The sequence below is a fragment of the Kitasatospora sp. NPDC004289 genome, assembly GCF_053602875.1.
Map to the genome: position 1 here is coordinate 19836 of NZ_JBSGEL010000021.1, position 24649 is coordinate 44484.

Consider the following 24649-nt stretch of genomic DNA (forward strand, 5'->3'; position numbering starts at 1 on the left):
GCACCATCGAGGTGACCGGGTGTGCCGAGGTGCGCGCCCCGGATGGGAGGGAACTCCGCGATGAGCAAGGCTCCACGGCCGGTGGCCGACCGGGCGGCCACCGTCCACCTCTTCCCCGGCCAGGGCGACTTCGGCCTCGGGCCGCTGCTCCGGACCCTGCCCGCAGCGCCCTCCCTGCGGCGCGCCCTGGCCGAGGTGTTCGAGGAGGCGGACCGGGCCGTCGCCGAACTCGGTGTGGCGCCGCTCGGCCCCAGGCTCGCGGCGGCCACCCCGCCGAGTGCCCGGGAGCTGGCTTCGGAGATGCCCGGCACGCTCCAACTCGCCCAGTTCGGCGTCTGCCTGGCCGTGCACCGGGCCCTGGAGGAGGACGGGCTGGTCGCCGGCCGGTTCGTCTCCGTCAGCTTCGGGGAGATCCCCGCGCTGACCGCCGCCGGCAGTTGCTCGGTGGCGGACGGTGCCCGACTCGCCTGTCGCCTCGGGCAGTTGCTCACCTCGCACGGCGGAGGCATGACCCTGCTCGCCTCCGGTCCCTTCGAGACCAGACGCCTGCTCGGCCAGGCCGGCCCGGACGCGGCCCGGACCGTACTGGCCTGCGTCAACCACGCCGGGGAGACGGTGGTCTCGGGCCCGCTCCCCGATCTGGAGGCGGCCGAGCGGCGTGCCGCCGCGATGGGCGTGCCCTACCAGCGGCTGCGGCTGCCGTTCATGAGCCACCATCCGGGCCTCGCCGAGGAGGCCGCCGCGTTCGAGTGGTACGCGCGGCAGCTGCGCTGGGAGCCGCCCCGCCGCCCGGTCTTCTCGGCGGTGGCCGGACGCCTGCACGACGCGCGCACCGACCTGCCCAAGGCACTGGCCCACTGCCTGGTCAAGGCCTTCTCGCTGCCCACCGTGCTGCCCTCGGGCCTGAACGGCGCCGCGCTCGCGGTGGAGATGGGGACCGGGGGCGCACTGGCGAGCGCGGTGCGCGCGGTCACGCCGGGGGTACGGGCGCTCGCGCCGCTCGCGGAGGGACCCTGGCCCGCGCCCTCCAGCGCTCCTGACAGTGCGTCGGGTGCCGCGTCCGGTGCTCCGTCGGGTGCTCCGTCGGGCGCCGCAGCGGGCCCGGCCTCGGGCCTCGCGGCGGGAACGGCGGCGGGTGTGGCGGCGGGCACGGAAGGGGACACGGCGGCGGCCACGGCCCGCGGCTTCGCGGTGCCCTGGACGCACGACGCGCGACCGGCCCGCGCTGCTCACGTCGCCCGCCCCCACCGCCCTCCGTCCAGCTCCGTCGGGAGGAAGCCATGACCACCACGGCCCCCAGCGGGCTCCACGCCCGCCTCGCCCCCCTGCTCCCGCCCGAGCAGGCGGCCCCGCTGGCCCGTCTCCTGGAGGGCACCCTGCTGCGCCGCCCGCCCTCCGCCGTCACCGACACCGGTGCCCACCGCCGCCTGGCCCGGCTCGCGGCCCACCTCCCGCCCGCGCCCGAGGTCCTGGCCGAACCCGAACTCCTCGTCACTGTCAGCGAGTTGACGGCCCTCGCCGACCCCGCGCTCTACCAGACCTTCCTCTCCCACTACATCCTCTGCGTCGGCTCGCTCGCCGCGTTGGGCGGAGCGGAGGCCGACCTCGGCGGTGAGCTGGCCCACGCGCGGACCAAGGGCTCGTTCATGGTCACCGAGATCGGTGAGGCCTCCAGCCACCTGCGCATTCGGACCGAGGCCCGCTACGACGCCGGGCGCCGGGTCTTCGTGCTGCACACCCCGGACGAGGCCGCGGCCAAGTTCTCCTCCGTGGCGGCCCCCGGCCTGCCCCAGCAGGCGGTGGTCTGCGCCCGGATCGTCACCGGCCGAGGCCAGGACGGCGGCGGGGTGTTCTCCTTCCTGACGGACATCACGGGGGCCGACGGGCGGCCCGCGCCGGGGGTGAGCATCTCCGGCCCGGTCACGCTGGACGCGCTGCCGCTGCCGTACGGCTTCGTCCGCTTCGACGGCGCCGAGGTGCCCCGCGACCGCTGGCTGGCCGACGGTGCGACGATCGACGGGCACGGCGTGGTCGACGACCCGATCGGCGGCCAGGACGCCCGCCTGCAACGGACCCTGAGCTGTGGTCAGGCCCTCTGGGCCACCCTGCCCTCCGCGATGGCGGCCCTCGCCGCCCGCTCCGCCGCGACGGCCTGGCGGTTCAGCTCCGCCCGGCGCAGCCACGGCCGGCTGGCCCCGGGCCGCCCGGTGCTGGAGTACCGCACGCAGCAGCACGCCGTGATCGGGGCGCTCGCCACCGCGTACACCCTGCGCGGCTCGGCCCGGGCCGCGTTGGCGGAGTGGGCGGCCCTGCGGGACTCGACGCCGGCCGACCCCGGGCCGGGTGCCGTGATGACCTTCTCTCCCTGGGCCGCCGTCGACCGGGCCCTCGCCCTGCGCAAGGTGCACGCCACCCGGGCGGTCGCCGAGACCGTCGACGAGCTCCGGCACCGCTGCGGCCTCTCGGGGTTCTTCGGCGAGAACCGGCTCTCCGAGTACCTCGGACTGGCCCGGGCCTTCGAGAACGCCGGCGGGGACAACACCCTGACCCTGATGGACGCCGGACGCGCCCTCGCCGAGGGGACCGCGCTCCCCGCGGAGCCGGGGGAGGAGCTTCCCGCGCCGACCGAGCCCGGCTGGTGGCCCGCCGTGCTCGCCGCCCTGCAGGACCGCCTCGCCGCCGAACTCGCCCGGTCCCTGGCCGAGCGACGCGGCGCCTCCCACGAGGGGCTCGACCTCTGGAACCCCCTGCTGGCCGACGTCCTGCTGCTGGGCGAGGTCCACGCCACCCGCCTCGCGGCCGACGCCGCGTCAGCCGGTGAGGGTGGCGGCGACGTTCCGGGTGCCGCTGAGCTCGCCACCCTCGACGGACTGCGCCGGGCCCACCGCCTGGCCGGTCCGCTGCTGGCCCACGGCGTCCTGGCCCCCGCCACCGTCCGCGCCCTCCCGGCCGCCATGGACACGGTCTGCGACCGGCTGCTGCCGCAGCTCCCCGAGGTCGTCGCGGCCCTCGACCCGGCACCCGGCGGCGCCGCCCTCGACGCCCCGGAGTACGCCGCCGCGGTGATCGAGCGTCATGCCCCCGCCCCCGTCAGCCGTCTCACCGCCCGGATCGGCAGGACCCGTGAGCCGCGTACCCCGTGAGCCGCGTACCCCATGAGTCGCGCATCCCGTGAGCCTTCGCGCTCAGGGGAGTCGCCGGCCCCGCGCGGCGGCCCGGCCCCGCGCACCAGCACCGGAAGGACACCGTGAACCACGCCCCGCACATCGGCATCCTCGGCATGGGCACCCACCTGCCGTCCGCCGTCCGCACCAACCACGACGTCGCCCGCGAGGCCGGAGTCCCGGCCGACTGGATCACCGAACGCACCGGCGTCCTCGAACGCCGCTCCGCCCGCCCCGACCAGGCCGCATCCGACCTGGCGGCCGTGGCCGTCGAGGCCGCCTGCCGGGCCGCCGGTCTCGACCCCGGGCAGCTGGACCTGCTGCTCCTGGCCACCTCCACTCCCGACGAGCTCGGACCGGCCACCGCCTGCCGGGTCCAGGCCCTGACCGGTGCGGTCAACGCGGTGGCACTGGACGTCAGCGCGGCCTGCTCCGGCTGGCTGTTCGCCGCGAAGGTCGCCCACGCCTGGCTCGCCACCACCCCCGGTGCCCGGTACGCGGCGGTGGTCGGCGTCGAGGCGTACTCCAAGTTCGTGGACCCCGCCCACCGGGGCACCGCCGTGCTGTTCGCCGACGGCGCGGCCGCCGGCATCCTCGGCCCGGTGCCGCACGGCGGCTTCCGGGGCTTCCGGCTCGGCTCGGACGGCCGGGGCGCCCACCACGTGCTGATCCCCGGCGGCGGCAGCCGCATCCCGGCCAGCGCGCGGAGCCTCGCCGAGGGCCGCCACCACATCCACATGGACGGCCGGGCGGTCGGCGGATTCATCGCGGAGATCTTCCCGCTGATCGTCGAACGGGCCCTGGCCGAGCACGACGTGGACCTCAAGGACATCGACGCCGTCATCACCCACCAGCCCAACCCGCTGCTGCTGCGCACCGTCGCCGACCGGATCGGCATCCCCGCCGACCGGCTGCACATCACCGGCGACCTGACCGGAAACATCGGCGCGGCCTCCGCCCCCTACGCCCTCGCCGACGCGGCCGCCCTCGGCCGGCTGGCGGACGGCGCCCGGGTGCTGCTCTGCGTCTTCGGCGCCGGCCTCACCTGGGGCACCGCTCACCTCACCTGGACCGGCGCACCCAGCCACCACACCCACACGGACACCCACACGGACACCCGCACCGAAGCCTGCACCGAAGCCCGCACCACGCAGCGAACTCCTCTTCCGCGCAGCACCGTTCAGGTCTGACCGGACCTCAACCCCGGAGGTTTCCCCGTGACCATCCTCGACCGCTTCCGCCTCGACGGCCGCCGCGCCCTGGTGACCGGCGCCTCCCGCGGCATCGGCCGCGCCGTCGCCGTGGCCTTCGCCCAGGCCGGTGCGCAGCTCGCGCTCTCCGCCCGTACCGAGGCCGCCCTCAAGGAGACCGCCGACCTGGTCGCCGCGTACGGCCGCACGCCCGTGCTGGTGCCCGGCGACCTCGCCGACACCGCGCAGGCGGCGTTGGTCGACCAGGCCGCCGAGGCGATGGGCGGGCTGGACGTGCTGGTCCACAACGCCGGGACGCTGCCCGTCCAGCCGGACGGCAGCCCCGTCATGGCCCCGCTCCAGTACCTGCCGCAGCCCGCCTGGGACCAGGTGGTCGCGGTCAACCTGAACGCCACCGCGGCGATCTGCCGCCACGCCCACCCCCACCTGGCCCGTTCGGACGGGGCCAGTCTGGTGCTGATGTCCTCCGTGGCCGGGGTGGTCGGCACCCCGCTGATGGAGGCCTACGCGGCCACCAAGGCCGCCCAGGTGTCGCTCGCCCGCAGCCTCGCGGTCGGCTGGGCCCGCAGCGGCATCCGGGTGAACGCGCTCTGCCCCGGCTGGGTGCGCACCGACATGACCGCCGCCGTGCAGGCCGATCCGGCGCTCTCCGCCTGGCTGTTGGCGCACGTTCCGGCCGGGCGCTGGGCCGACCCGGAGGAGGTGGCCGGCGCCGCGCTCTTCCTCGCCTCACCCGCCGCCTCCTTCCTGAGCGGCCAGGCGGTGGTGCTGGACGGCGGCCTCTCCGTCCCCGACGGCGGTCTGGCCGGCTTCCCCAAGCCGCCCTCCCCGTTCGCCCCCGCTGCCGTATGACCGCCTCCCCGTCCGACCGCCGCACCGCGGTGGTCGCCGCGGTCGGCACCGCACTGCCACCCCGGGTGGTGACCAACGGTCAGGTCATCGCCCGGGGCGGGTTGGACAGCACCGACGCGTGGATCACCAGCCGGACGGGCATCCAGCGCCGGCGACTGGCCGGACCGGGCACCAGTACCGGCGACCTCGCCACGGCCGCCGCCCGTGCCGCCCTCGACGCGGCGGCGGACCGCGCTCCCGTCGGCACGGCCTCGGGCCGCGCCACCCTCGGAGCGGGCCCCGTCCCGAGCACCGCCCCCGGCCCCGACCTGCTGCTGCTCGCCACCACCACCCCCGACCGCCCCTGCCCCGCCACCGCGCCCGAGGTCGCCCACCGGCTCGGCCTCGGCCCCGTTCCCGCCTTCGACCTCGCCGCCGTCTGCTCCGGCTTCCTCTACGCCCTCACCGTGGCCAACGCCCTCGTCAGCAGCGGTGGTTGCCGTGCCCCTCTGGTGGTGGCGGCCGAGAAGTACTCGGCGATCGTCGACCCCTTCGACCGCGACACCGCACCCCTCTTCGGCGACGGCGCCGCCGCCGTCCTGCTCCGCCCCGGGACCCCGGACGAGCCCGGCGCCGTGCTGGCGAGCGACTGGGGCAGCGACGGCGGCGGGAGCGGCCTGATCACGGTCGAGGCCGGCGGCACCCGGTTGCCCGCCGCCGACCGACTCCCGCGTGAGCAGCGGCACTTCCGGATGAGCGGCCGTCAGGTCTACGCCCACGCCGTCCGCCGGATGGCCTCCTCGTCCGCGGCCGCACTGACCGCCACGGGGTGGCGGGCCTCCGACGTCCGGGCGTTCATCGGCCACCAGGCCAACCAGCGGATCCTGGACGCCGTCGCCGACCGGGTCGGCATCGCCCCGCCGCACCGCTTCGGCAACATCGGCGAACTCGGCAACACCGCCGGTGCCTCCATCCCGCTGGCCCTCGCCGACGCCCTCGCCCGAGGCCGGTGCGCGCCCGGCGCACCGACCCTGCTCACCGCCTTCGGCGGCGGCCTGACCTGGGCCTCCGTCACCCTGCGCTGGCCGGACGCCCCGGTCCGCGCCGTCGAACCGCCCGACCCCGCCCCGTCCGATCGCCTCGCACCGCCCCGCGCTCCCCAGGAGGTCAGTACACCGTGAACACCGCCGCCAACCCCGTCCGCGCCCACCTGGTCACCCTGCTCACCGAGAAGTTCGACGCGCCCGCCGACGCCGTCGCCGACGCCGCCGCCCTCCAGGACCTCGACCTCGACTCGCTGGCCCGGGTCGAGCTGGTCGTCAGCCTCCAGGAGCACTGGGGCGTCACCCTGGACGACGACGCCGACTCCGCCGCCGACGTCACCGTGGCCGACCTGGTCGGCCGGGTCAGCGCCCTGCTCGCCCAGTCCACCCGCCTGGCCGGGCCCTCGGCGTGAGCACGCTCCGGGAGGGCCCGAGCCCGGCTCCGCAGGCGGCTTCCGCTCCGACTCAGCCCCCGGGCCGGGCCTCGTCCCGGCCCTCAGCCCCGGCCCCGGCCTCGTCCCCGTCCCCGTTCCGGACCCCGCCCCCGACCGCGAGCGTGCCTGCGGCTCACGGTCGGGTCCCGGTCTCGGCCCCGGTTTCCGCTGCGGCCCGGGCCCCGGGAGCGCGAGTCCGGGCACCACTGGCCGTCACCGGGATCGGGCTGGTCACGCCGGCCGGGGTCGGGGCCGAGCAGACCTGGCGGGGCGTCCTCGAAGGCCGTCCCGCCGCCGCCCCCGACCCGCTGCTGGCGGGGCTGCCCGTCGGCCTCTCCTGTCGGGTGGCCGGCGACTACCTGGCCCTGACGGGCCGTCGGCAGCCCTGGCGGCTGGACCGGGCCACGCACTTCGCCCTGGCCGCCGCCCGGCAGGCCGTCACCGACGCCGGCCTGGACCCGGCCGACTGGGACGGCGCCCGCGTCGCGATCGTCCTCGGCTCCGCCGCCGGGGGCATCGGCAGCTACGAGCAGGCCGCCGACCGCCTGCGCACCCAGGGCCCGGGCGCGGTCTCGCCCCTCACCCTCCCCGCCTTCCTCCCCAACATGGCCGCCGGTGAACTGGCCATCGACCTCGCCGTCACCGGCCCCGTCCTGCACACCGCCACCGCCTGCGCCTCGGGCGCCACCGCCGTCCAGACGGCCGCCCTGCTGCTGCGTTCCGACGCCTGCGACATCGCCGTCGCGGGCGGCGCCGACGCCATGGTCACCCCGGTCTGCGTGAGCGGCTTCGCCCGGATGCGGGCGCTCTCCCGCAACCCCGAACCCGCTTCCGCCGCACGGCCGTTCGACGCCGACCGGGACGGATTCGTGATCGGCGAGGGCGCCGGCTTCCTGGTGCTGGAACGTCAGACCGACGCCGCCGCGCGGGGAGTCCGGCCGAAGGCCCTGCTGGTCGGCGCCGGGAGCGCCGCCGACGCCCACCACGCCACGGCCCCGCACCCCGAGGCGCGCGGGCTCGCCTCGGCCGTCCGGCTGGCCCTGGCGGAGGCCGGGGCCACCCCGGAGGACGTCGACCACCTCAATGCCCACGGCACCGGCACCCTGCTCAACGACGCCACCGAGGCCCGGATGATCGCCGCCCTGTTCGCCCGCCGCCCACCCTCCGTCACCTCCGCCAAGGGCACCATCGGCCACACCATGGGCGCCGCCGGCGCCATCGAGGCGGCCCTCACCGTCCTCACCGTCGCCCACCAACTCGTGCCCCCCACCGCAGGGTTCACCACCCCCGACCCCGACACCGCGCCGATCGACCTGGTCCACACCGCGCCCCGCCCCCAGCCCGTCCGCCTCGCCCTCTCCACCTCGGCCGGCTTCGGCGGCCACAACACCGCCCTGGCCTTCGCCCCGACACCGTGACGATCCGTTGCGCGAACGCTGCGACTGCTCCGCCGGGCGCTTCCGCAGGACGGTGAAGGGGGACACTCCCGAAGGCCGTACTACATCCGATCCGTCCAAGGAGCAGATGGGCCATGGCAGTTCACCTCACCGCAGCGGAACTCCGCCTCCTCCACGGCATCGAGGAGTCCCTGCGCCTCACCGACCCCTCCCTCGACCGCCTCCTGCGCCGACCGCCGGGCCTGCTGCGGCGCCTCGCCCGCCGGCCGCTCCCGCTCGTCCTCACCGTCCTGCTGCTCTCCCTGCTCGCCGAGGCCTGCACGGTCCTCGCCGTCCTGCGGACCCCGTGGGCGGCCGTGCCCGCCGTGTGCGCGGGCGTCGCGGTGCTGGCCGCCTTCCGCCGCCTGGCGGGCCTGCGGCTGCGTTGACCACGGCCCCGGCCCGCTGCACGACCGATGCCCCGCCGGATCGTCCCGACGGGGCATCAACCACTGCTGACCGTAGTGGAGTTCAGGATCGGACCACGGTCGCGGTCGAGGTGGTCGCCGTCGCGGTCGCGGTCGCGGTCGGGTGGCGGTGGCGCCAGTACGGGTTGTTCCGGGGCAGGCCCGCGCTGACCCGGCCGTACATGCCGAAGGTCGCGATGAGCAGGCCCATCACGAAGCTGAAGATCACGTTGGGCATCCGGAACGCCAGCAGGTTGGCGGAGCGCTCCAGCAGCGCGAGGTTCACGAAGCCGCTGACGACGAACAGCGTGCCGACCACGATGTTGACGGTGGAGGCGGTGTTGCCGCCGATGACCGCACCGGTGATCAGCACGGCGGCGACCACCAGGGAGACGACGCTGAGCAGCCCGTTGGAGGACAGCCCCGCGACGTCCTCGCCGTCCGTGCTGAAGAACGACAGGCCGTCCGCCAGCCCGAGGCAGCCGAACACCAACAGCACCGCGCCGCACAGTCCGGCGCCGATCCGGTAGACCTGGTTGAGTCGGTGGTCGACCGGCAGTTCGTCCTGGAGTTTCATGGCCCGATCCCTCCTCACGGGGCCCGGAGTCGTTCCGGCCCTCCACCGGAGACGGTCCTCCGGGGAGCCGCGGAGAGGCACTCGCAGCGCTCGCGCAGCGTTTGCGGAGTCGGCGGCCGCAGCCCGCCCCGTGTCGGACCATCCGTCCGGGGCACCGGTCCCGAAGGATGGGTACCCCACCCGCGCCAGAGCCTGTCTGACAATTCCCGTCGGGTCCGGCCCGCCCGGCACGCACGCTCGCCGCACGGCCGAAACGCCCAAGTAGCTCCGCTACGAGGGCGTTCCTGCCGCACGCCGATCGCACGCACCGAACGACCCGGCCTGATCCGACGCGAATTGTCAGACAGGCTCTAGGCCCGCGGGCCGCCCCACCGACCACGGAGGTCACCGCCATGGACCGTCGACTGCTCAGGGTGGTCGGAGCCGCGACCGCGGCCTACGGCGCGGCGGTGGCCGCGCGGCCGCTGCTCCTGGCCGCCCCGTCGGGCCTGGCCCCCGGCGGCGCGGTGCCCCGGGACGTGGCCACCTGTCTGCGGCCGCTGGCCCTGCGCGACGCGGCCTGCGGCCTGGCCATGGCCCTCGCACCGGACGACCGCAGCCTGCGGACCGCGACCGCCCTGCGGATCGCCTCCGACCTCTCCGACGCCCTCACCCTGACCACCACCCTCCCGGAACGCCGCCACCGGACCATGGCCCTCACGGTCTCGGTCGGCTGGGCCGCGCTCTCCGTCCTCGGTCTGGCCCGCACCCCGCGCGGCGCCTGAGCGCGTGCCCACCGGGCAGGAAACGCTGCACCAACGCTGCGCTTGGCCCCGTCGCATCGATTCGGCGCACTGTGGCGGTGTGACCGGAACAGTGATCGCCGAGCGGCAGCCGTCCTCCCTCCCCGAGGGCCAGACGGCCCTCGTCGCGGCGGTGGCCCGAGGCGACGAGACCGCCTTCGCCGCGCTCTACCGCTCCCTCGCCGGACCGGTGTACGGACTCGCGCTGCGACTGCTGCGCAGCGCCGCCCACGCGGAGGAGGTCACCCAGGAAGTGCTCCTCGAGGTCTGGCGGACCGCCCCCGCCTACCGCCCCGAACGCGGGACGGTGCTGACCTGGGCCCTGACGATCGCTCACCACCGGGCGGTGGACCGGGTCCGCTCCGTCCGGGCCTCCTCCGACCGCGAGCTCCGCTTCAGCCGCCAGGACCAACCGCTGCACGGCCCCGCCACCGACCAGGTCGAGCACCTGCTGGACGCGGACCGCGTCCGGTCCGCACTGGCCGAACTGACCGCCCCGCAGCGCGAATCGCTGGTCCTCGCCTACTACGGCGGCTACTCGCAGCGCGAGATCGCCGCCCTGCTCGGGGTGCCGCTGGGCACCGTGAAGACCCGCATGCGGGACGGCCTGCGCCGGCTCCGGCCGATCGTCGGCCCCTGACGGCCCTCGCCGACGCCCGCGCGGCCTTCGACCGTCGTCGGCCGCGTCGGCCTGCGAGCCGTCCTCCTCCCTCCTCCGGACGTGGAATGGTGGCGTGTCATGAGGGATCGTCAGGCCGGTGCGCCGGAGCATGCGACAGCCGGGCCGCCGGACGGCGCCGAGGCAGGTCTGCCCACCGGCGCGGTGGCCCGGCAGCTCGGGGTCTCCCCGACCACCGTCCGTTCCTGGGAACGCCGTTACGGACTCGGCCCGGCCGAACGCGCCGCCGGCCACCACCGCCGCTGGAGCCCGGCGGACATCGAGACCCTGGCGGCGATGTGCGCCCTCACCGCCCGGGGCGTCCCGCCCGCCGAGGCGGCCCGAACGGTCCTGGCCGAGCGCACCACCCCGACGGGCCCCGGCACGCCGATGAGCCCCGTCCGCAGCGAACCGCCTCCGCCGGCCGACGACCGCGCCCCGCGCGTGGGCGCGGTCCGGCCGGAGTGCCGCGGGCTGGTCCGGGCCGCCGTGCGGCTCGACTCGGCCGAGGTCGCGGCCCTCCTGCGCGAGACCGTGGACGCCCTGGGGGTGGTGGAGGCCTGGGGCGAGGTGATGATGCCCGCCCTACGGGCGGCCGGCCGCAAGTGGGCCCGTTCGGGTGAACAGTACGTGGAGGTGGAGCACCTGCTCTCCTGGCACGTCTCCACCGTCCTGCGCGCCGAGGCCGTCCGCCCCGGCGCCTCCCGCCCCGTCCCGCCCGTCCTGCTCGCCGCCATGCCCGACGAACAGCACACCCTCCCCCTGGAGGCGGTCGCCGCAGGCCTGACGGCCCGTCGGATCCCGTTCCGCATCCTCGGCGCCGCCGTCCCGCCCCGCGCCCTGCTGGACGCCCTCGAACGGACCGGCCCGGGCGCCGTCATGCTCTGGTCCCAGCACCCGACCACCGCCGACGCCCACCTCGTCCGCCGCGTCCTCACCACCACCTGGGGCCCCCGCGGCGCCCGCACCCACGCCCGCGTCCTCGCCGCCGGCCCCGGCTGGCACCGCGGCGACCACCCCGAAGGCACCACGAGCCCCCGCTCCCTCCCCGCCGCCCTCGACCTCCTCGAACGCGCCGTCAGCTGACCCGCCTCACCGGCAGGTCGTAGTTCCCGCACCCCTCCGATCCGGTGAAGTCGGCGGTGGGGCCGCCTCGTCGCGGGCTGTCCGGACGGGGGTGAACGCGGGCGGCTCGTGGAGGAGTTGGCGGCCAAGCTCGGCCGGGCCGTGCCGCACTGGTACGGAACGCAGCCGCCGAGCGCGGCCGAGGTCGAGGCGGCGGCCGGCCGCTCGAGTGGCTGATCAGGGGCCGGGTGCCCGGCGGGCCGCGATGGTCCGCCGGGTCGGGGGCCCGAGGCCCCTGATCAGAGGTGTCCGTCAGAGCGAGTCAAGCTCACCCGGCCACAGGGATGATGACGGTACGGCAGTGGAGGGGCCTTCCACCGCCATGCATCCTGGGCACGCCGTCCGAACAGCCGGCATGCCCACCGAGCGACCCGACGGCGCGGCAGATCCCCTCTCCCCGTGCTCACGGTGCGGCCCGACGCCGCGCGGTCCGAGCCGGTCCTCCTGACGGTGTACGGGCTATCACGTAGGGTGCCTAGGTTGTCGCTGCCATGGGGGTGGGCGGGTATGGGTGTAGTGCTGCCGGACGAGCTGGCGTGGGTGCTCGATCTGATCGGGGTGAACTGGCCGAACGTCGACGAGGACGACTACCGCGAGATGGCGGACGCGCTGCGCTCCTTCGCGGAGGAGATCGACAGCGGTGTCACCGACGCACACTCCGCAGTCCAGGACATGGTGGGGGCGAACGCGGGCCTCGCGGTCCAGGCGTTCGAAGCGCACTGGGGCAAGCTCTCCGGTACTCATCTCCACCAGCTTGCCGAGGGCGGCCGCATCGCGGCCGTCGCCCTGGACGGCACGGCCCTCGTGATCGAGGGTGCGAAGATCGCCGCGATCGCCCAGCTGTGCATCATGGCCGCAGAGGTCATCGCCGCCCAGGCCGCAGCCCCGTTCACCTTCGGCCTGTCGGAAGTCGGCGCACTCGGCGCCACCCAGGTGACCAGGCTGATCGTGAAGCGGCTGCTGAAGGAAGCCGAGCAGCAGATCATCAGCGAGCTGATGGCCATGGCGACCGGCCCGGTCATCGAAGCCATCGGCAGCATGGCCGGCGACCTGGTCATCAACCTGCTCGAGGACGCGGCGGAATCCGGCCCGCACGCCACGGGGAGCGCGGCATGAGCGACGGTTTCAAGTTCGACCCCGACTCGATGGACAACCTCAGTAAGCGGTTCGGCCGCTACTCCGACGAACTGGGGGAGACCAGCCGGCGCCACCACAGCCGTGCCCGGTCGGCGTTCGGCCGTACCAGGGGCAAGGGCGGTCTCGCGGCCGCGGCCGAGCAGGGCATCTCCAAGCTGATGGACGCGATGGAGCAGGGCCAGAAGGCGCTGCAGAAGCACCTGAAGGACGTCGGGCGGGGTCTGGAGATGACCAGCCGCAACCACAAGGAGAACGACCGGCGGATCGCCGACTCGCTCACCAAGGGCAAGGGTCATGACGCCGGGCCGAAGTCCCCGGGCGGTTCCGGGTCCGGCGGCGGGTCGAGGCCCGGTGGCAGCGGCCGGCGCAAGGGCGAGCGTCCGCTGGGGCGCGGGGGTCGCAACGGCCAGGCGGTCGACGGCAACAAGGGTTGCAGCACGGCCGGTGACCCGGTGGACGTGGTCACCGGCCAGATGATCACCTCGGAGACCGACCTGGTCCTGCCCGGCCTGCTGCCGGTTGTGCTGCGGCGCGGATACGCGTCGGACTACGTCGGAGGTCGCCTGTTCGGCCAGGGCTGGTCCTCCACGCTGGACCAGCGGATCGAGATCGACGCGGACGGTGTCCACTACGCCGGTGACGACGCCCAGATCCTGCACTATCCGCTACCGGATGCCCCGGGGCAGCCCGTCCTTCCCTCCGGCGGTGCGCAGTGGCCGCTGGTGTGGGAGCAGGCCAGCGGCGCCTTGACGATCGAAGATCCGGACAGTGGTACGACCCTGACCTTCGCTGTGCCGGCTGCTGAGGGCGGTGGCGGCCGGTACCGGATCGGCGAGATACGGCCCGTCACCTCGGTGCACGACCGTAACGGTCACCTGATCTCGTACATACGCGGGCAGGACGGTCTTCCGCTGGAGGTGCGGCACAGCGGCGGCTACCGGGTGGCGGTGGACACCACGGTCACCGAGGACGGTCCGCGGGTGAGTGGGCTGCGGCTCCCGGACGAGGCGGGCGGTCACCTCCCGGTCGTGGAGTACCTGTACTACCCGCACGGGCAGCTGGCGGGGGTGGTCAACTCGTCCGGTCTCCCGTACAGCTACGAGTACGACGACGACGGCCGGATGACCGCCTGGATCGACCGCAACGGGCAGAGCTACGAGTACGAGTACGACACCGGCGGCCGCGTCGTCGCCGGCAGGGGCCACAACAGTGTTCTGTCCGCCGAGTTCCGCTACGACACCGCGCAGCGGGTGACCGTGGCGGTGGACAGCCTGGGGCACCCGACGGAGTACCACTACGACGATCGCCTTCGGGTGGTTCGTGTGGTGGACCCGTTGGGGAACGCGTCGGTGACGCACTACGACGAGGCCGGGCGGGTCATCGGGCGCGTCGACGAGATCGGGCGGGTCACCCGCCTTGCCCTGGACGAGCACGGGAGTCCGGTGCGGATCACCGAGCCGGGCGGATCCGTCATCGACCTTGCCTACACGCCTTTGCGGCAGTTGGCGTCGGTGGCTCAGGGCGGGGCGGTAGTGGCCTCGTTCTCCTACGACCCGCGCGGCAACCTGGTGGAGAGCACGGACGCCGCCGGGGCGATGACGCGCCGTCAGTACGACGAGCAGGGCCGCCTCGTCCAGATCACGGATGCGCTCGGGCAGGTCCGGAGGTTCGAGAACAACGCGGCCGGGCTGGTCACCGTGACCACCGACCCGATGGGCAACACCAGCCGGGCCGGGTACGACGCATTCGGCCGGGTGGTGGCGTTCACCGACGCACTGGGTGCCACGACCGCTCTGACGTTCACCACGGAAGGGCGCGTCACCGCACGACTGCACCCGGACGGAACACAGGAGAAGTGGGAGTACGACCCGGAAGGCAATCTCACCCGGCACGAGCTCGACGGCGCGATCACCACTTTCGAGACCGGGCCGTTCGGCAAGCTCACGGGCCGCACCCTCGCGGATGGCGAGGTCCACCGGTTCGAGTACGACACCGAGCTGCAGCTCATGTCCGTCTCCATGAACGGTGCCAGCTGGAGCTACCGCTACGACCCGGCCGGCCACCTCGTCGGGGAGACCGACTTCAACGGTCGGGCCTTCGGGTACCGTCTGGACGGCGCCGACCAACTGCTGGAGATCACCGACCCGGCAGGGCAGAACACCACCTTCTCCTACGACCTGCAGGGCCGGATCACCCAGCGCCGTCACCACGACGGCACCACGACCACCCTCGCCTACGACGAGCGCGGGCGTCTGACAGCCCTTCAGGACACCTGGGGAAGCATCGAGTACACCCACGATGCGGCCGGCCGTGTCCTCACCGAGACCACCGCGGGGCACACCACCACCTGGGCCTACGACGTGCTCGGCCGTCGCACGAGCCGTACCACCCCCAGCGGCATCGTCTCCACCTGGACCTACAACGCCAACAGCCAGCCGGACGCCCTCCACCAGCCCCTGGGCACCCTGACCTTCGTTCACGATGCCGCGGGCCGCGAGACCACCCGCTACCTCGGTGCTCAAGCGGCCCTGACCCAGACCTGGGACACCGCCGACCGGCTCAGCGCCCAAGCCATCTGGGCCACCACCCCGGAAGGCAATGCCGGCCCCGTCAGCTTGCAGGAACGCACCTTTGCCTACCGCTCTGACGGCACCCCGACGATGCTCACCGACCGCACCCGGGGCAGCCGCGCCTTCGAACTGACCCCGGCCGGACGTGTCACCCAGGTACGAGCGGAAACCTGGCGGGAGACGTACGCCTACGACACCCTCGGCAACGTCACGCGCGCCGATGACAGCCGGGACCAGGACAGCACCACCGCCGGTGAGCGCACCTACCACGGCTCCCTCCTGCGGGCCGCGGGCCGCAGCAGCTACGAGTACGACGAACGGGGCCGGCGCACCCGCCGGATCTCGCGCACCCTGTCAGGGCAGCGACGCGAGTGGCGCTACACCTGGAACGCCGAAGACCAGCTGATCCGAGTCGACAGCCCCCGGCGGGGGACCTGGGCCTATGCCTACGACGCCTTGGGCCGGCGGTCCGTCAAGTGGCGCCTGGACGAGCAAGGGCAGGCCGTCGAGGCCGTCCACTTCGTGTGGGACGGAACCCACCTCGTCGAGCAGTACACGGCATTGCCGGACGGCAGCCGACGCAGCATCACCTGGGACTGGGCACCGGGCAGTTGGACCCCGGTGTCCCAGACCGAACGCCGCTGGGACCTCCACGGAGCCGTCCTCGAGGAGCGGTTCTACGCCATCGTCACCGACCTGGCCGACACACCGAGCGAACTGGTCACCAGCGACGGCCACATCGCATGGACCGGTGACAGCGACCTCTGGGGCCGGCGCCACCACCAGGATGACGACAGCGCACCCACATGCCTGCTGGGCCGCCCCGGGCAGTACCACGACCGGGAGTCGGGCCTTGAGTACAACTACTTCCGCTACTACGACCCCAGCACCGCCTGCTACCTCAGCAGCGACCCGATCGGTCTCGACGGCGGCCCCAACCCGCACGGCTACGTTCCCAACCCGCTCTTCTGGAGCGATCCCCTCGGCCTGGCCGCAAAGCGCCAGCCCGTGGGCTGGGGCGGGTCCCACTACAGCCTCCGGCCGAGCAACTGGACCGACGGCAGCGACAACAACGCCTACGAGCGCAACCACGTCCCGGCCCGCGACGCCTACCTGGGCGTCGGCAGCAGCAAGCTCGGATACGGCGCGGGCCCGGCCATCCGCATGGACTACGACGACCACCGCAAGTTCATCAGCACCGGCTCGGGAGCCGCCTCCATCGCCTGGCGCGCCAAGCAACGGCTCCTCATCGCCCAAGGCAAGTTCGACGTGGCGATGAAGATGGACATCGGCAAGATCCGCAAGATCCACGGCACCAAGTACGACGCCGCGATCAAGGAGATGGTCGACCACCTGCCCCACAACAAGGGCTTCCAGGACTACCTGGCGGCCAACAACTGGAAGATCAGGACGTGCCTCCTAAAATGACCGCCATGGACATCGAACTCGATCCCCCGCACGGCATCACCGGCTTCCCTCTCGGCCTGTCGCTCGAGGAGCTCAAGTCAGCTGCCGCCACGCTGGGCAGGGTCGACGTCACCAACGAAGGCTCGGCATCGGTCTTCAACCCGCTGCAGGTCCTCGCTGTACACCCGCAGTTCGAGATCCTCTTCGACTTCCAGGAGGGCAAGACCCTCCGCGCGGCCGAGATCTGGATCCCGCGCTCCGGTCCCGAGGCGATCACTGTCCGATTCCGCGGCATCGACGTGTTCACCACCCCCGCCCTGCAGCTCCTCCAGCAGCTCGGGGACCTGGGTCTGGCCGTCCGTCAGATCGAACCCAACCACTGGGTGATCCCCAGCCTCTCGCTCGGCTTCACCCGGACCGCCGGCCATGAGGTGCCGCTCGACAGCAACGGCGACCCCCTCTACTTCCAAGCCGTCCTCACGGGAACCGCTGACTACTACGACTTCCTGCTCGGTACCTGAACCTGCGGCAAGGACGTCGGCGGATGAGCCGTACGAAGCCTGGCGAGGATCAGTGAGGAACATGGATCGTCGACCTCGCCTTGCAGGCGTCCGGGCCGAGGTCGGCGTCCACGTGGCGAAGAGCCTCCCGGCACGCTGGCGGTCCGGCCTCTGTCGGCGCTCTACCGATGCCTCCGGCCCGGCGACGTCACCCTCTGAATCATGCGAACTACAGGGGGAGCAGTCATGCCGGACCGGAGGCCGGGAGCCCTGGTGCGGGGCTGCGAAGCAGGTGACGCGGGGTGGGATCAGAAGCCGGTGTCGTAGGTGTAGAGGGCGGTGTGGTCGAGCATGTCGGCCGGGGTGACGTTGTTCCAGGGCTTCATGGTGTCGTTGAGGTCGACGACGTTGGTGGTGCCGGCGGCGGGGAGGTAGGGGGAGGAGGGGTGGCGCTTCTGCCACTCGGACCAGAGCTTGTCGATGAAGCAGTGGTGGAGCCAGAAGACCGGGTCGTTGGGGGACATGCCGGTGCTCATCATGCCGCCGACCCAGACGTGCACGCGGTTGTGGAGGTTGACGCCGCGCCAGCCTTCGAGGTTGTTGCGGAAGCCGGCCGAGGTGCTGTTCCAGGGGGCGGCGTCGTACTCGGCGATGGCGAGGACGCCGTCGGCCTCGGTGCGGGTGGGGAGTTGGGCGACCGAGGTGGCGAGGGAGCGGCGGAGGTAGTTGCGGCTGTCGGGGCGGACGGTGAGGGTCCAGTTGCCGGTGGAGTAGGCGAACGGGCCGGTGGTGACCTGGCCGTCGCTGCTGCGGCCGTTGCCGCCCATGAAGTCGGCGCCCCAGATGGTGGCGGAGGTGGTGCGGTCGGCGGTCCAGTCCCAGTAGGGGAGGGTGACGCTCGGGTCGATCGCCTGGAGGGCCTGCTCGAACTGGAGCAGGAAGCGGCGGTGCCAGGGCAGGAAGGACGGCGAACGGTGGCCGACCCGCTCGCCGTTGTCGGTGTCGCCGACGATGAACTGGTTGTGGGTGCTGACGAAGGAGTCGTAGCCGCCGTTGCGCTTGAGTGCGAGCACGGCGTTGACGAAGGCGCGCTTCTCCTGGGCCGTCAGGGTCGCCTGGTTCTTGCGGACTGCCATGAGTCCCCCCTTGTACGAGTGGTGGTGATGGTGGTGGCGGAGGTGTGGTGCGGATCAGGCGACGGCGACCGGGACGAGCGTGGCGCCCTGGAGGTCGTTGACGGCGGCGCGGGCGAGCGCGCGGGGCGTCGGGAAGGTCTGGTAGTGGTTGACCACGCTGATCCAGCTGCCGTCGGCGTTGCGCATCATGTGCAGCTCCTCGCCGTCGATGCGCACCTCGTAGCCGGTGCCGCCGCCCTCGCCGCCGGTGGTGCCGTGGTGGTGGCCGGCGGTGTGGGCGACCGGACGGCCCTGGATGCGGCGGCCGTGGAAGACCTCGTCGAAGGTGTCGGACGCGCCCGGGTCGGCGGCGGTCGCGGAGTCGCCGGTCGGGCCGACCAGGCCGAGGCCGAAGGCGCCGGCAGCGGCGGTCAGCGCGACGGCCGAGCCCTGCAGCATCCGACGGCGGGTCAGATCCGAGGTGTGGGTGGTTTCGGACATCAGAAGTACCCCCTTGGGCGCACCTGTGGTGTTGGGGCGCCGTTCATCAAGCAGTGCAGAAACGTTAATGCGAAGGAATCTCAAGATCACCCTCGCTGTTTCGATGCTTTCAAGCCGCAATGACCTAGGGAACTGCCGATCGGCGGGGGTCGGTTGGCGATGGCCGGATCGAGCCAGCCGGGCGCGGACCACCCCTTGGGATGGGCCGTAAGATCTTCACTCCCTTCACTGAATGATCATCAGAAGAGAAGGGATCTTCACTCTGTGTAGTGGATGGAGTGGAGATCTTCCGGTGCCGGGCCCGGGGCTGTGACCTGCGGTGATCTGGCTCACGGCGGAAGGATGGCGCGATGACGGGCACGCACGATCATGTTCCGGTCACGGAACGTGTCATGCCCCGGTCGGCTGACCCGCAATCCGGTCGGCCCGGGCGCGCATCGTCTCGGCGCGCTGGTTGCCGAGCGCGGTGAGCAGCTCGGCCGCGCGGAGCCAGGCGGCGCGGGCGGCGGCGGTGTCGCCGAGCTCCTGGTGGGCCTGGGCCAGGTGGTCCAGGACCTCGGCCTGGTTGTAGTGGTTGAGGACCTCCCCGTACAGCCGTAGGGAGACCTCGAAGTGCCGGACGGCCTCCGGGAGTTCACCCAGGCGGTGGAGGGCGTAGCCGATGCTGTCCCAGGTCGCGGCCTCGCTGAAGGTGTTGCCGGTCCGCTGGAGCAGCGGCAGCGCCTCGCGGCAGCTGGCGATGGCCTCGCGGTGCCGGCCGAGGAGGGTCGAGTACCAGCCCACGGCGTTGAGTTCACGGGCGACGGGGTTGGGGTCGTCCAGGGTCCGGTAGATCGCCAGCGCGGCCCGGGCGTGGTCGAGGGCCTCCGGGAGCCGTTGCTGCCGGCCCCGGACCCAGCCCAGGCTGCGCAGGGCGTCGGCCCGTTCGAGCGGGGTCAGGTGGTCCAGCCGGCGCTCCACGTGGCCGACCGCCTCGTCGGCCTCCTCGCCCCGCCCCGCCTCGGCGAGGGCCCGGCCCAGTGCCGCGGCGGCCTGGCTGATGGCCGCGGGGTCGTCCAGCAGGAGGCCGGCGTCCAGGGCCAGTCGCTGCAGCTCGATCTGGTCGGCCCACTGGCCCAGCGCGGAGAAGTAGGGCACGCAGTCCTGGGCCAGGCCCGTCCGGAAGTGCAGCAGCCGGGGGTCCTCGCCCTGGCGCAACGCGGCCAGGATGGTGCGCTCCTCCTGCCGGAACCAGGCGAGCGCCCCCTCGGGGTCGTCGAAGGGCAGCAGGGCGACGCCGGGAGCGGGCGCGTGGTCCAACTCGTGGATGGTGCGGGTCTCCCAGGCACGGACGGCGGAGCGCGCGTTGTGCCGCAGGTAGTCCAGCAGGCGCAGCTCGGCGGCGTACCGGTCGTCCCCCTCGCGGTCCAGCAGCTCGGCGGCGTGCGCGCGCACCAGGTCGTGCAGCGCGAACTGTCCGGCCGCGTCGCGCCCGAGCAGGCTCTTCGCGACCAGGGAGCGGAGCAACCGCCGGGCCCGGGACGGCGGTTCGGCGGCGGCCGAGGCCGCCGCCTCGGTGGAGAACGACGGGCCGGGGAGCACGGCGAGGTGGCGGAAGAACCGGGCGCTCTCGGCGTCGAGGGCACGGTACGACCAGGAGAAGACGGCCCGGACGTCGGTGTGCGGGTCGTCGGTGGTGAACTCGTCGAGCAGGGTGCGGGTCCGGGTCAGCTCGTCCGCCACGGTCCGCAGGCCGAGGGCGGGTTCGGCGCTGAGGCGGGCCGCCAGGACGGCCACGGCGAGCGGTAGCCGCCCGCACAGCTCCACCAGTTCGGCGGCGTGGGCGGGTTCGGCCGCCGCCCGGTCCGCGCCGATCCGGGCGGCCAGTGCGGCCAGGCCCTCGGCGGCGCTCCAGGGGCCCAGGTCGAGCAGCACGGCCTCGTCGGTGGCGGCCAAGCCGGTGAGGTGGTGGCGGGAGGTGATGACGGTCGGGCAGTCGGCGGACCTGGGGAGCAGCGGGCGGACCTGCCGGGAGTCGCGGGCGTTGTCCAGCAGCAGGAGCATCCGGCGTCCCGCGATCCGCTCCCGGAACGCGGCGGCGCGCTGCTCCGCCCCGTCGGGGATCGAGGCGGCGGGAACGCCGAGGGCGGTGAGCAGGCCGGAGAGCGCCTCGCCGGCCTCCAGGTGGTGGCCGGAGGGGTCGAAGCCGCGCAGGTCGAGGTGGAGCAGGCCGTCCGGGAAGCGGTCGGCGTGGAGGTGGGCCCAGTGCACGGCCAGGCTGGTCTTGCCCACGCCGCCCAGTCCGCTCACCGCCACGACCGGCGGGTGGCCGTCGGGGGCGGTGGCGGTGGTGAGGCGGTCGAGCAGCGCCTCGCGGCCGCGGAACGTCCGCAGATCGGGCGGGAGTTGACGGGGAATCGGGCGGTCCGTCGGCCCGGCGGTTCCCGCTCCCGCGCTCGCTCCTCTGCCTGAGCCTGTGCTTGCGCCCGGGCCCGTGGCGGACGTGCCGGGGCGCGCGGCCTCGGTGAGGGCGCGGCGCTCGTGTTCGTCCAGCGGGAGGGCGTCCAGCAGCTCGGCCAGGGTGCTGAGCCGGGGAACGCTGCGGCCGCGCTCCATGTCCCCGATCGCCCGCACGCTGACGCCCGACGCCGACGCCAGCCCCTCCAACGTGAGCCGGGCCCGTTCGCGTGCCCCCCGCAGCAGCGTGCCGAACGCCGTCCGTTCCACCTTCGTACCCCCTCGACCTGCCCCCGAACGGAGATCATCTCACCGAACTGCCCGGGAACCGCCTGCCGACTGCCTGGCCGTCGGTCGAGCAGGGGGGAAGGCTGGAGGCGGCACAGCCGAGGGAAGGAGCAGCAGCGGTGGAACACCTCACCACGCCCATGGTCGGTCGCGAGAACGAACGGGTGGTGCTCTCCGCCTTCCTGACGGACCCTCACGGCCAGGCGCTGGTGCTCAAGGGCGAGACCGGCGTCGGGAAGAGCGCCCTGCTGGAGGACACCGCACGGCAGGCGGCCGCCTCCGGACACCGGGTGGTCCGCGCCGTGGGGGTGGAGGCGGAGTCGCAGCTGCCCTACTCGGGCCTGCACCAGCTGCTCCACCCGCTGCTCCCGCAGGCCGGAGCGCTGGACGTCGCGCACCGGACCGCCATCGACGTGGTCTTCGGCCGCAGCCGGGAGACCCCGCCGTCCGTGATGACCCTGGGCATCGCGGTGCTGGACCTGGTGGCCGTCGCGGCCGAGCGGGAGCGGCTGCTGCTGGTGCTGGACGACGGCCAGTGGCTGGACGCGGCCAGCACGGAGGTCTGCGGCTTCGTCGGCAGGCGGCTGGCCGGTACCACCGCGAAGCTGCTCGCCGCGCTGCGCCCGGAGAGCTCGGCGGGCTTCGACGCGGCCGCGCTGCCGGTGCTGCCGGTGCCGCCCCTGGACGGGGCCGCCGCGGAGCGGCTGCTCGACGGGCGGCATCCGGCGGTGGACCCGCGGGTACGGCGGCAGGTGCTGGAGCAGGCGCGGGGCAATCCGCTGGCCCTGCTCGAACTCCCCGCCTACCTGGGCGGCCTGACGGAGGGCGAGCCCGGGGCCGGGCCGGTGGCGGTGCCGCTGCCGGACCGGTTCCGCCAGGTGTACGGCGCGCGGATCGCCGGGCTCGGGGCGGCGGTGCGGGCGGAGCTGCTGCGCGGCGCGCTGGACGGCGTCAACGCCGTCGCGGTCTCGGGCGGCGGGGTGTTCGGAGGGACGTCGAGCAGTGAAGCGCCGGTCGGCGAGGCGCCGGGCGGCGGGGCGTCGCGCGGAGCGGTGCCGGCCGGCCGGGTCGGCCCGGCCGTGCGGTACCGGATGCGGGACGTCGAGGAGGCGGCCGCCGCCGGGCTGTTGGACCAGGACCCGGTGAGCGGGGAGTTCGCCTTCCGGCACCCGCTGGTGCGCTCGACGGTCGTCCGGCTGGCCACCCCCAACGAGCGGCGGGCCGCGCACGCGGAGCTCGCCCGGGTGCACCGCGACGAGGTCGAACGCCGGGCCACCCACCTGGCGGCCGCAGCGGTCGACCCGGACGAGGAGGTCGCCGTCGCCCTGGAGGAGGCCGCCGCCTCCGCCACCCGGCGCGGTGGCGCCGCCGCCGCGGTGACCTGGCTGACCCGGGCGGCCGAGCTGAGCCCGGTGGCGGCCGACCGGGCCCGCCGTCTCGGTGACGCCGCCTTCGTGGCCGGGCACGCCGGGCTGCTCCACCAGGCCCAGCTGCTGGCGGGCGCGGAGCGGGTGTCCGGGGCCGCCGGGACGACGGCCTCGGCGCTGGCCTTCGCCTACGCGGTCCTGTACGAGGACGGGGACGTGCGCTCGGCGCACCGGCAGCTGCTCGCCGCCGCGGAGCGGGCCGGTGCGGCCGGCCCGTCGGCGGAGCTCACCCGGGTGGTGAACCTGCTGCTCGGGGTCAGCCAGTACGTCGGCGACGCCGGGTACTGGGAGCGGACGCACCGACTCCTGGACGGGCTGGGCGAGTTGGTGCCCGTGAGCTCGCGGATCTACCGGGACGCCTGGAGCGACGTGGTGCGGCGCGGCACCGGGGTCGCCGAGCGGGTCGCCGCGGGGTACGCGGACTACCCGGACCTCGACCCGTGGGACATCACCCGGCTCGGCGTCGCCGCCTACCACGTCGACCACCTCAGCCACTACCGCACCTACCTGCTGCGCAGCGTGGAGCGCGAGCTACGGACGGGCGCGGTGGCCAACGGCATGACCATGCTCCACCTGATCATGCTCGACCGGATGGCCTCCGGTGAGTGGGAGGCGGCGGAGCGCACGGGACAGCAGGTCCTGGAACTGACGCTGGCCCACGGGAACGTGCTCTTCGCCCAGCAGAGCCGCGCCTACCTGGCCCAACTCGCCGCGCTGCGAGGGGAGACGGAGCGGGCCAGGGAACTCCAGGCGGAGGTCGACCGCTGGGCGCGGCCGCGCCGGGTCGGCTTCCTGGTCCAGATCACCGAGGCGGCCGCCACCACGGCGGCGCTGAGCGAGGGGGACTACGAGGCCGCCTACCGGTGCGCGATCGGGATCACCGCGCCCGGCGCGTTCGAGCCCTGCTCCCACCAGGCCCCGCGCACTCTGCTGGACCTGGTCGAGGCCGCCCTGCACACCGGGCGGGACGAGGAGGCCCGCCGCCACGCGGTGGCCGCCCGGGAGGCCGGCCTCCCGCAGGTCTCGCCCCGGCTCGCGGTCACCACCTACGGCGCGCTGGCCATGACCGCCGCGGACCTCGACGAGGCCACCGCGATGTACCGGCGGGCGGAGGCCCACCCGGCCGCCGGTGACTTCCCCTTCGAGCTGGCCCGCATCCGGCTGGCCCACGGCATCCACCTGCGCCAGCACGCCGGCCCCCGGGCCGCGCGCCCCGTCCTCACCGCAGCCGCCGAGACCCTCGGACGCCTCGGCGCCCGCGCCTGGGCCGAACGCGCCCGCGCCGAACTCCGCACCTGCGGCGCCCCGGCCGCCGCCTCCGCGGGCGTGCCCGGAACCCCCGACCCCTCCGCGCTCACCTGGCAGGAACGCCGGATCGCCGACCTGGCCGCCACCGGCCTGACCAACAAGGAGATCGGCGAACGCACCCACCTCTCCCCACGCACCGTCAGCTCCCACCTCTACCGCGTCTTCCCCAAGCTCGGCATCACCTCCCGCGCAGCCCTGCGCGACGCCCTCGCCGCCCTGCCCGCCGACCTTCCGTGAACGGCCCCCGGGCGTGGGGGAGTCCGGAGGGAGGCCGCCCGGCCGGTGGGGTCCG

19 protein-coding genes are annotated in these 24649 nt (G+C 74.2%); 15 read left to right on the forward strand and 4 right to left on the reverse strand.

Annotated elements, in window-relative coordinates:
• Positions 1-60 precede the first annotated feature (60 nt).
• The 8 genes from ACWEPF_RS16520 to ACWEPF_RS16555 all read left to right on the forward strand — a co-directional run bounded on the left by ACWEPF_RS16520 (position 61) and on the right by ACWEPF_RS16555 (position 8508).
• The gene (locus ACWEPF_RS16520) at positions 61-1284 is read left to right on the forward strand and encodes an acyltransferase domain-containing protein (protein ID WP_452173105.1); all 1224 of its coding nucleotides are present in this window, start codon (positions 61-63) and stop codon (positions 1282-1284) included.
• Positions 1281-3143: an acyl-CoA dehydrogenase family protein gene (locus ACWEPF_RS16525; protein ID WP_452173106.1), complete on the forward strand. Its 1863-nt coding sequence runs from the start codon at positions 1281-1283 to the stop codon at positions 3141-3143. Before ACWEPF_RS16520 ends, ACWEPF_RS16525 begins: the two co-directional genes overlap by 4 nt.
• A 104-nt stretch (positions 3144-3247) precedes the next feature.
• Positions 3248-4354: a 3-oxoacyl-ACP synthase III family protein gene (locus tag ACWEPF_RS16530; RefSeq protein WP_452173107.1), complete on the forward strand. Its 1107-nt coding sequence runs from the start codon at positions 3248-3250 to the stop codon at positions 4352-4354.
• A gap of 27 nt (positions 4355-4381) precedes the next feature.
• The gene (locus tag ACWEPF_RS16535; protein WP_452173108.1) at positions 4382-5227 is read left to right on the forward strand and encodes an SDR family NAD(P)-dependent oxidoreductase; all 846 of its coding nucleotides are present in this window, start codon (positions 4382-4384) and stop codon (positions 5225-5227) included.
• Complete coding sequence (locus ACWEPF_RS16540) at positions 5224-6387, forward strand: beta-ketoacyl-ACP synthase 3 (RefSeq protein WP_452173109.1); 1164 nt, start codon at positions 5224-5226, stop codon at positions 6385-6387. Before ACWEPF_RS16535 ends, ACWEPF_RS16540 begins: the two co-directional genes overlap by 4 nt.
• Positions 6384-6662: an acyl carrier protein gene (locus tag ACWEPF_RS16545; RefSeq protein ID WP_345281383.1), complete on the forward strand. Its 279-nt coding sequence runs from the start codon at positions 6384-6386 to the stop codon at positions 6660-6662. Before ACWEPF_RS16540 ends, ACWEPF_RS16545 begins: the two co-directional genes overlap by 4 nt.
• Positions 6663-6889: 227 nt before the next feature.
• Complete coding sequence (locus ACWEPF_RS16550; RefSeq protein ID WP_452173185.1) at positions 6890-8101, forward strand: beta-ketoacyl-[acyl-carrier-protein] synthase family protein; 1212 nt, start codon at positions 6890-6892, stop codon at positions 8099-8101.
• A gap of 113 nt (positions 8102-8214) precedes the next feature.
• Complete coding sequence (locus tag ACWEPF_RS16555) at positions 8215-8508, forward strand: DUF3040 domain-containing protein (protein ID WP_452173110.1); 294 nt, start codon at positions 8215-8217, stop codon at positions 8506-8508.
• Positions 8509-8590: 82 nt separating this feature from the next.
• On the opposite strand, the gene ACWEPF_RS16560 is transcribed toward ACWEPF_RS16555, so the two are convergent.
• The gene (locus tag ACWEPF_RS16560) at positions 8591-9103 is read right to left on the reverse strand and encodes a DUF4383 domain-containing protein (protein WP_452173111.1); all 513 of its coding nucleotides are present in this window, start codon (positions 9101-9103) and stop codon (positions 8591-8593) included.
• Between the two features lie 392 nt (positions 9104-9495).
• Between ACWEPF_RS16560 and ACWEPF_RS16565 the strand changes: the two genes are divergently transcribed.
• From ACWEPF_RS16565 to ACWEPF_RS16590, 6 genes are all read left to right on the forward strand, one after another.
• Positions 9496-9867: a hypothetical protein gene (locus tag ACWEPF_RS16565; RefSeq protein WP_452173112.1), complete on the forward strand. Its 372-nt coding sequence runs from the start codon at positions 9496-9498 to the stop codon at positions 9865-9867.
• A gap of 79 nt (positions 9868-9946) precedes the next feature.
• On the forward strand, positions 9947-10525 hold the full coding sequence (locus tag ACWEPF_RS16570) for a sigma-70 family RNA polymerase sigma factor (protein WP_452173113.1): 579 nt from the start codon (positions 9947-9949) through the stop codon (positions 10523-10525).
• Between the two features lie 99 nt (positions 10526-10624).
• Positions 10625-11629, forward strand: a complete 1005-nt coding sequence (locus ACWEPF_RS16575; RefSeq protein WP_452173114.1) for a MerR family transcriptional regulator — start codon at positions 10625-10627, stop codon at positions 11627-11629.
• A 546-nt stretch (positions 11630-12175) separates the two neighbouring features.
• Positions 12176-12784 carry a WXG100-like domain-containing protein gene (locus ACWEPF_RS16580; RefSeq protein WP_345281397.1) on the forward strand — a complete coding sequence of 203 codons (609 nt, stop codon included), beginning with the start codon at positions 12176-12178 and terminating at the stop codon, positions 12782-12784.
• The gene (locus tag ACWEPF_RS16585; RefSeq protein ID WP_452173115.1) at positions 12781-16803 is read left to right on the forward strand and encodes a DUF6531 domain-containing protein; all 4023 of its coding nucleotides are present in this window, start codon (positions 12781-12783) and stop codon (positions 16801-16803) included. Before ACWEPF_RS16580 ends, ACWEPF_RS16585 begins: the two co-directional genes overlap by 4 nt.
• Positions 16804-16808: 5 nt before the next feature.
• On the forward strand, positions 16809-17303 hold the full coding sequence (locus tag ACWEPF_RS16590) for a hypothetical protein (RefSeq protein WP_452173116.1): 495 nt from the start codon (positions 16809-16811) through the stop codon (positions 17301-17303).
• A gap of 287 nt (positions 17304-17590) precedes the next feature.
• On the opposite strand, the gene melC2 is transcribed toward ACWEPF_RS16590, so the two are convergent.
• The 3 genes from melC2 to ACWEPF_RS16605 form a co-directional block, all read right to left on the reverse strand.
• Positions 17591-18418 carry a tyrosinase MelC2 gene (gene melC2 / locus ACWEPF_RS16595; protein WP_452173117.1) on the reverse strand — a complete coding sequence of 276 codons (828 nt, stop codon included), beginning with the start codon at positions 18416-18418 and terminating at the stop codon, positions 17591-17593.
• A gap of 54 nt (positions 18419-18472) precedes the next feature.
• Positions 18473-18898, reverse strand: coding sequence for an apotyrosinase chaperone MelC1 (gene melC1, locus ACWEPF_RS16600; RefSeq protein ID WP_345281402.1), 426 nt, complete (start codon positions 18896-18898; stop codon positions 18473-18475).
• 390 nt (positions 18899-19288) lie between these two features.
• On the reverse strand, positions 19289-21604 hold the full coding sequence (locus ACWEPF_RS16605; RefSeq protein WP_452173118.1) for an ATP-binding protein: 2316 nt from the start codon (positions 21602-21604) through the stop codon (positions 19289-19291).
• A gap of 137 nt (positions 21605-21741) precedes the next feature.
• Here ACWEPF_RS16605 and ACWEPF_RS16610 point away from each other — a divergent pair, with 137 nt between their 5' ends.
• Positions 21742-24594 (forward strand): AAA family ATPase, encoded by a 2853-nt coding sequence (locus ACWEPF_RS16610; RefSeq protein ID WP_452173119.1) that lies wholly within the window; start codon positions 21742-21744, stop codon positions 24592-24594.
• Positions 24595-24649: the final 55 nt, after the last annotated feature.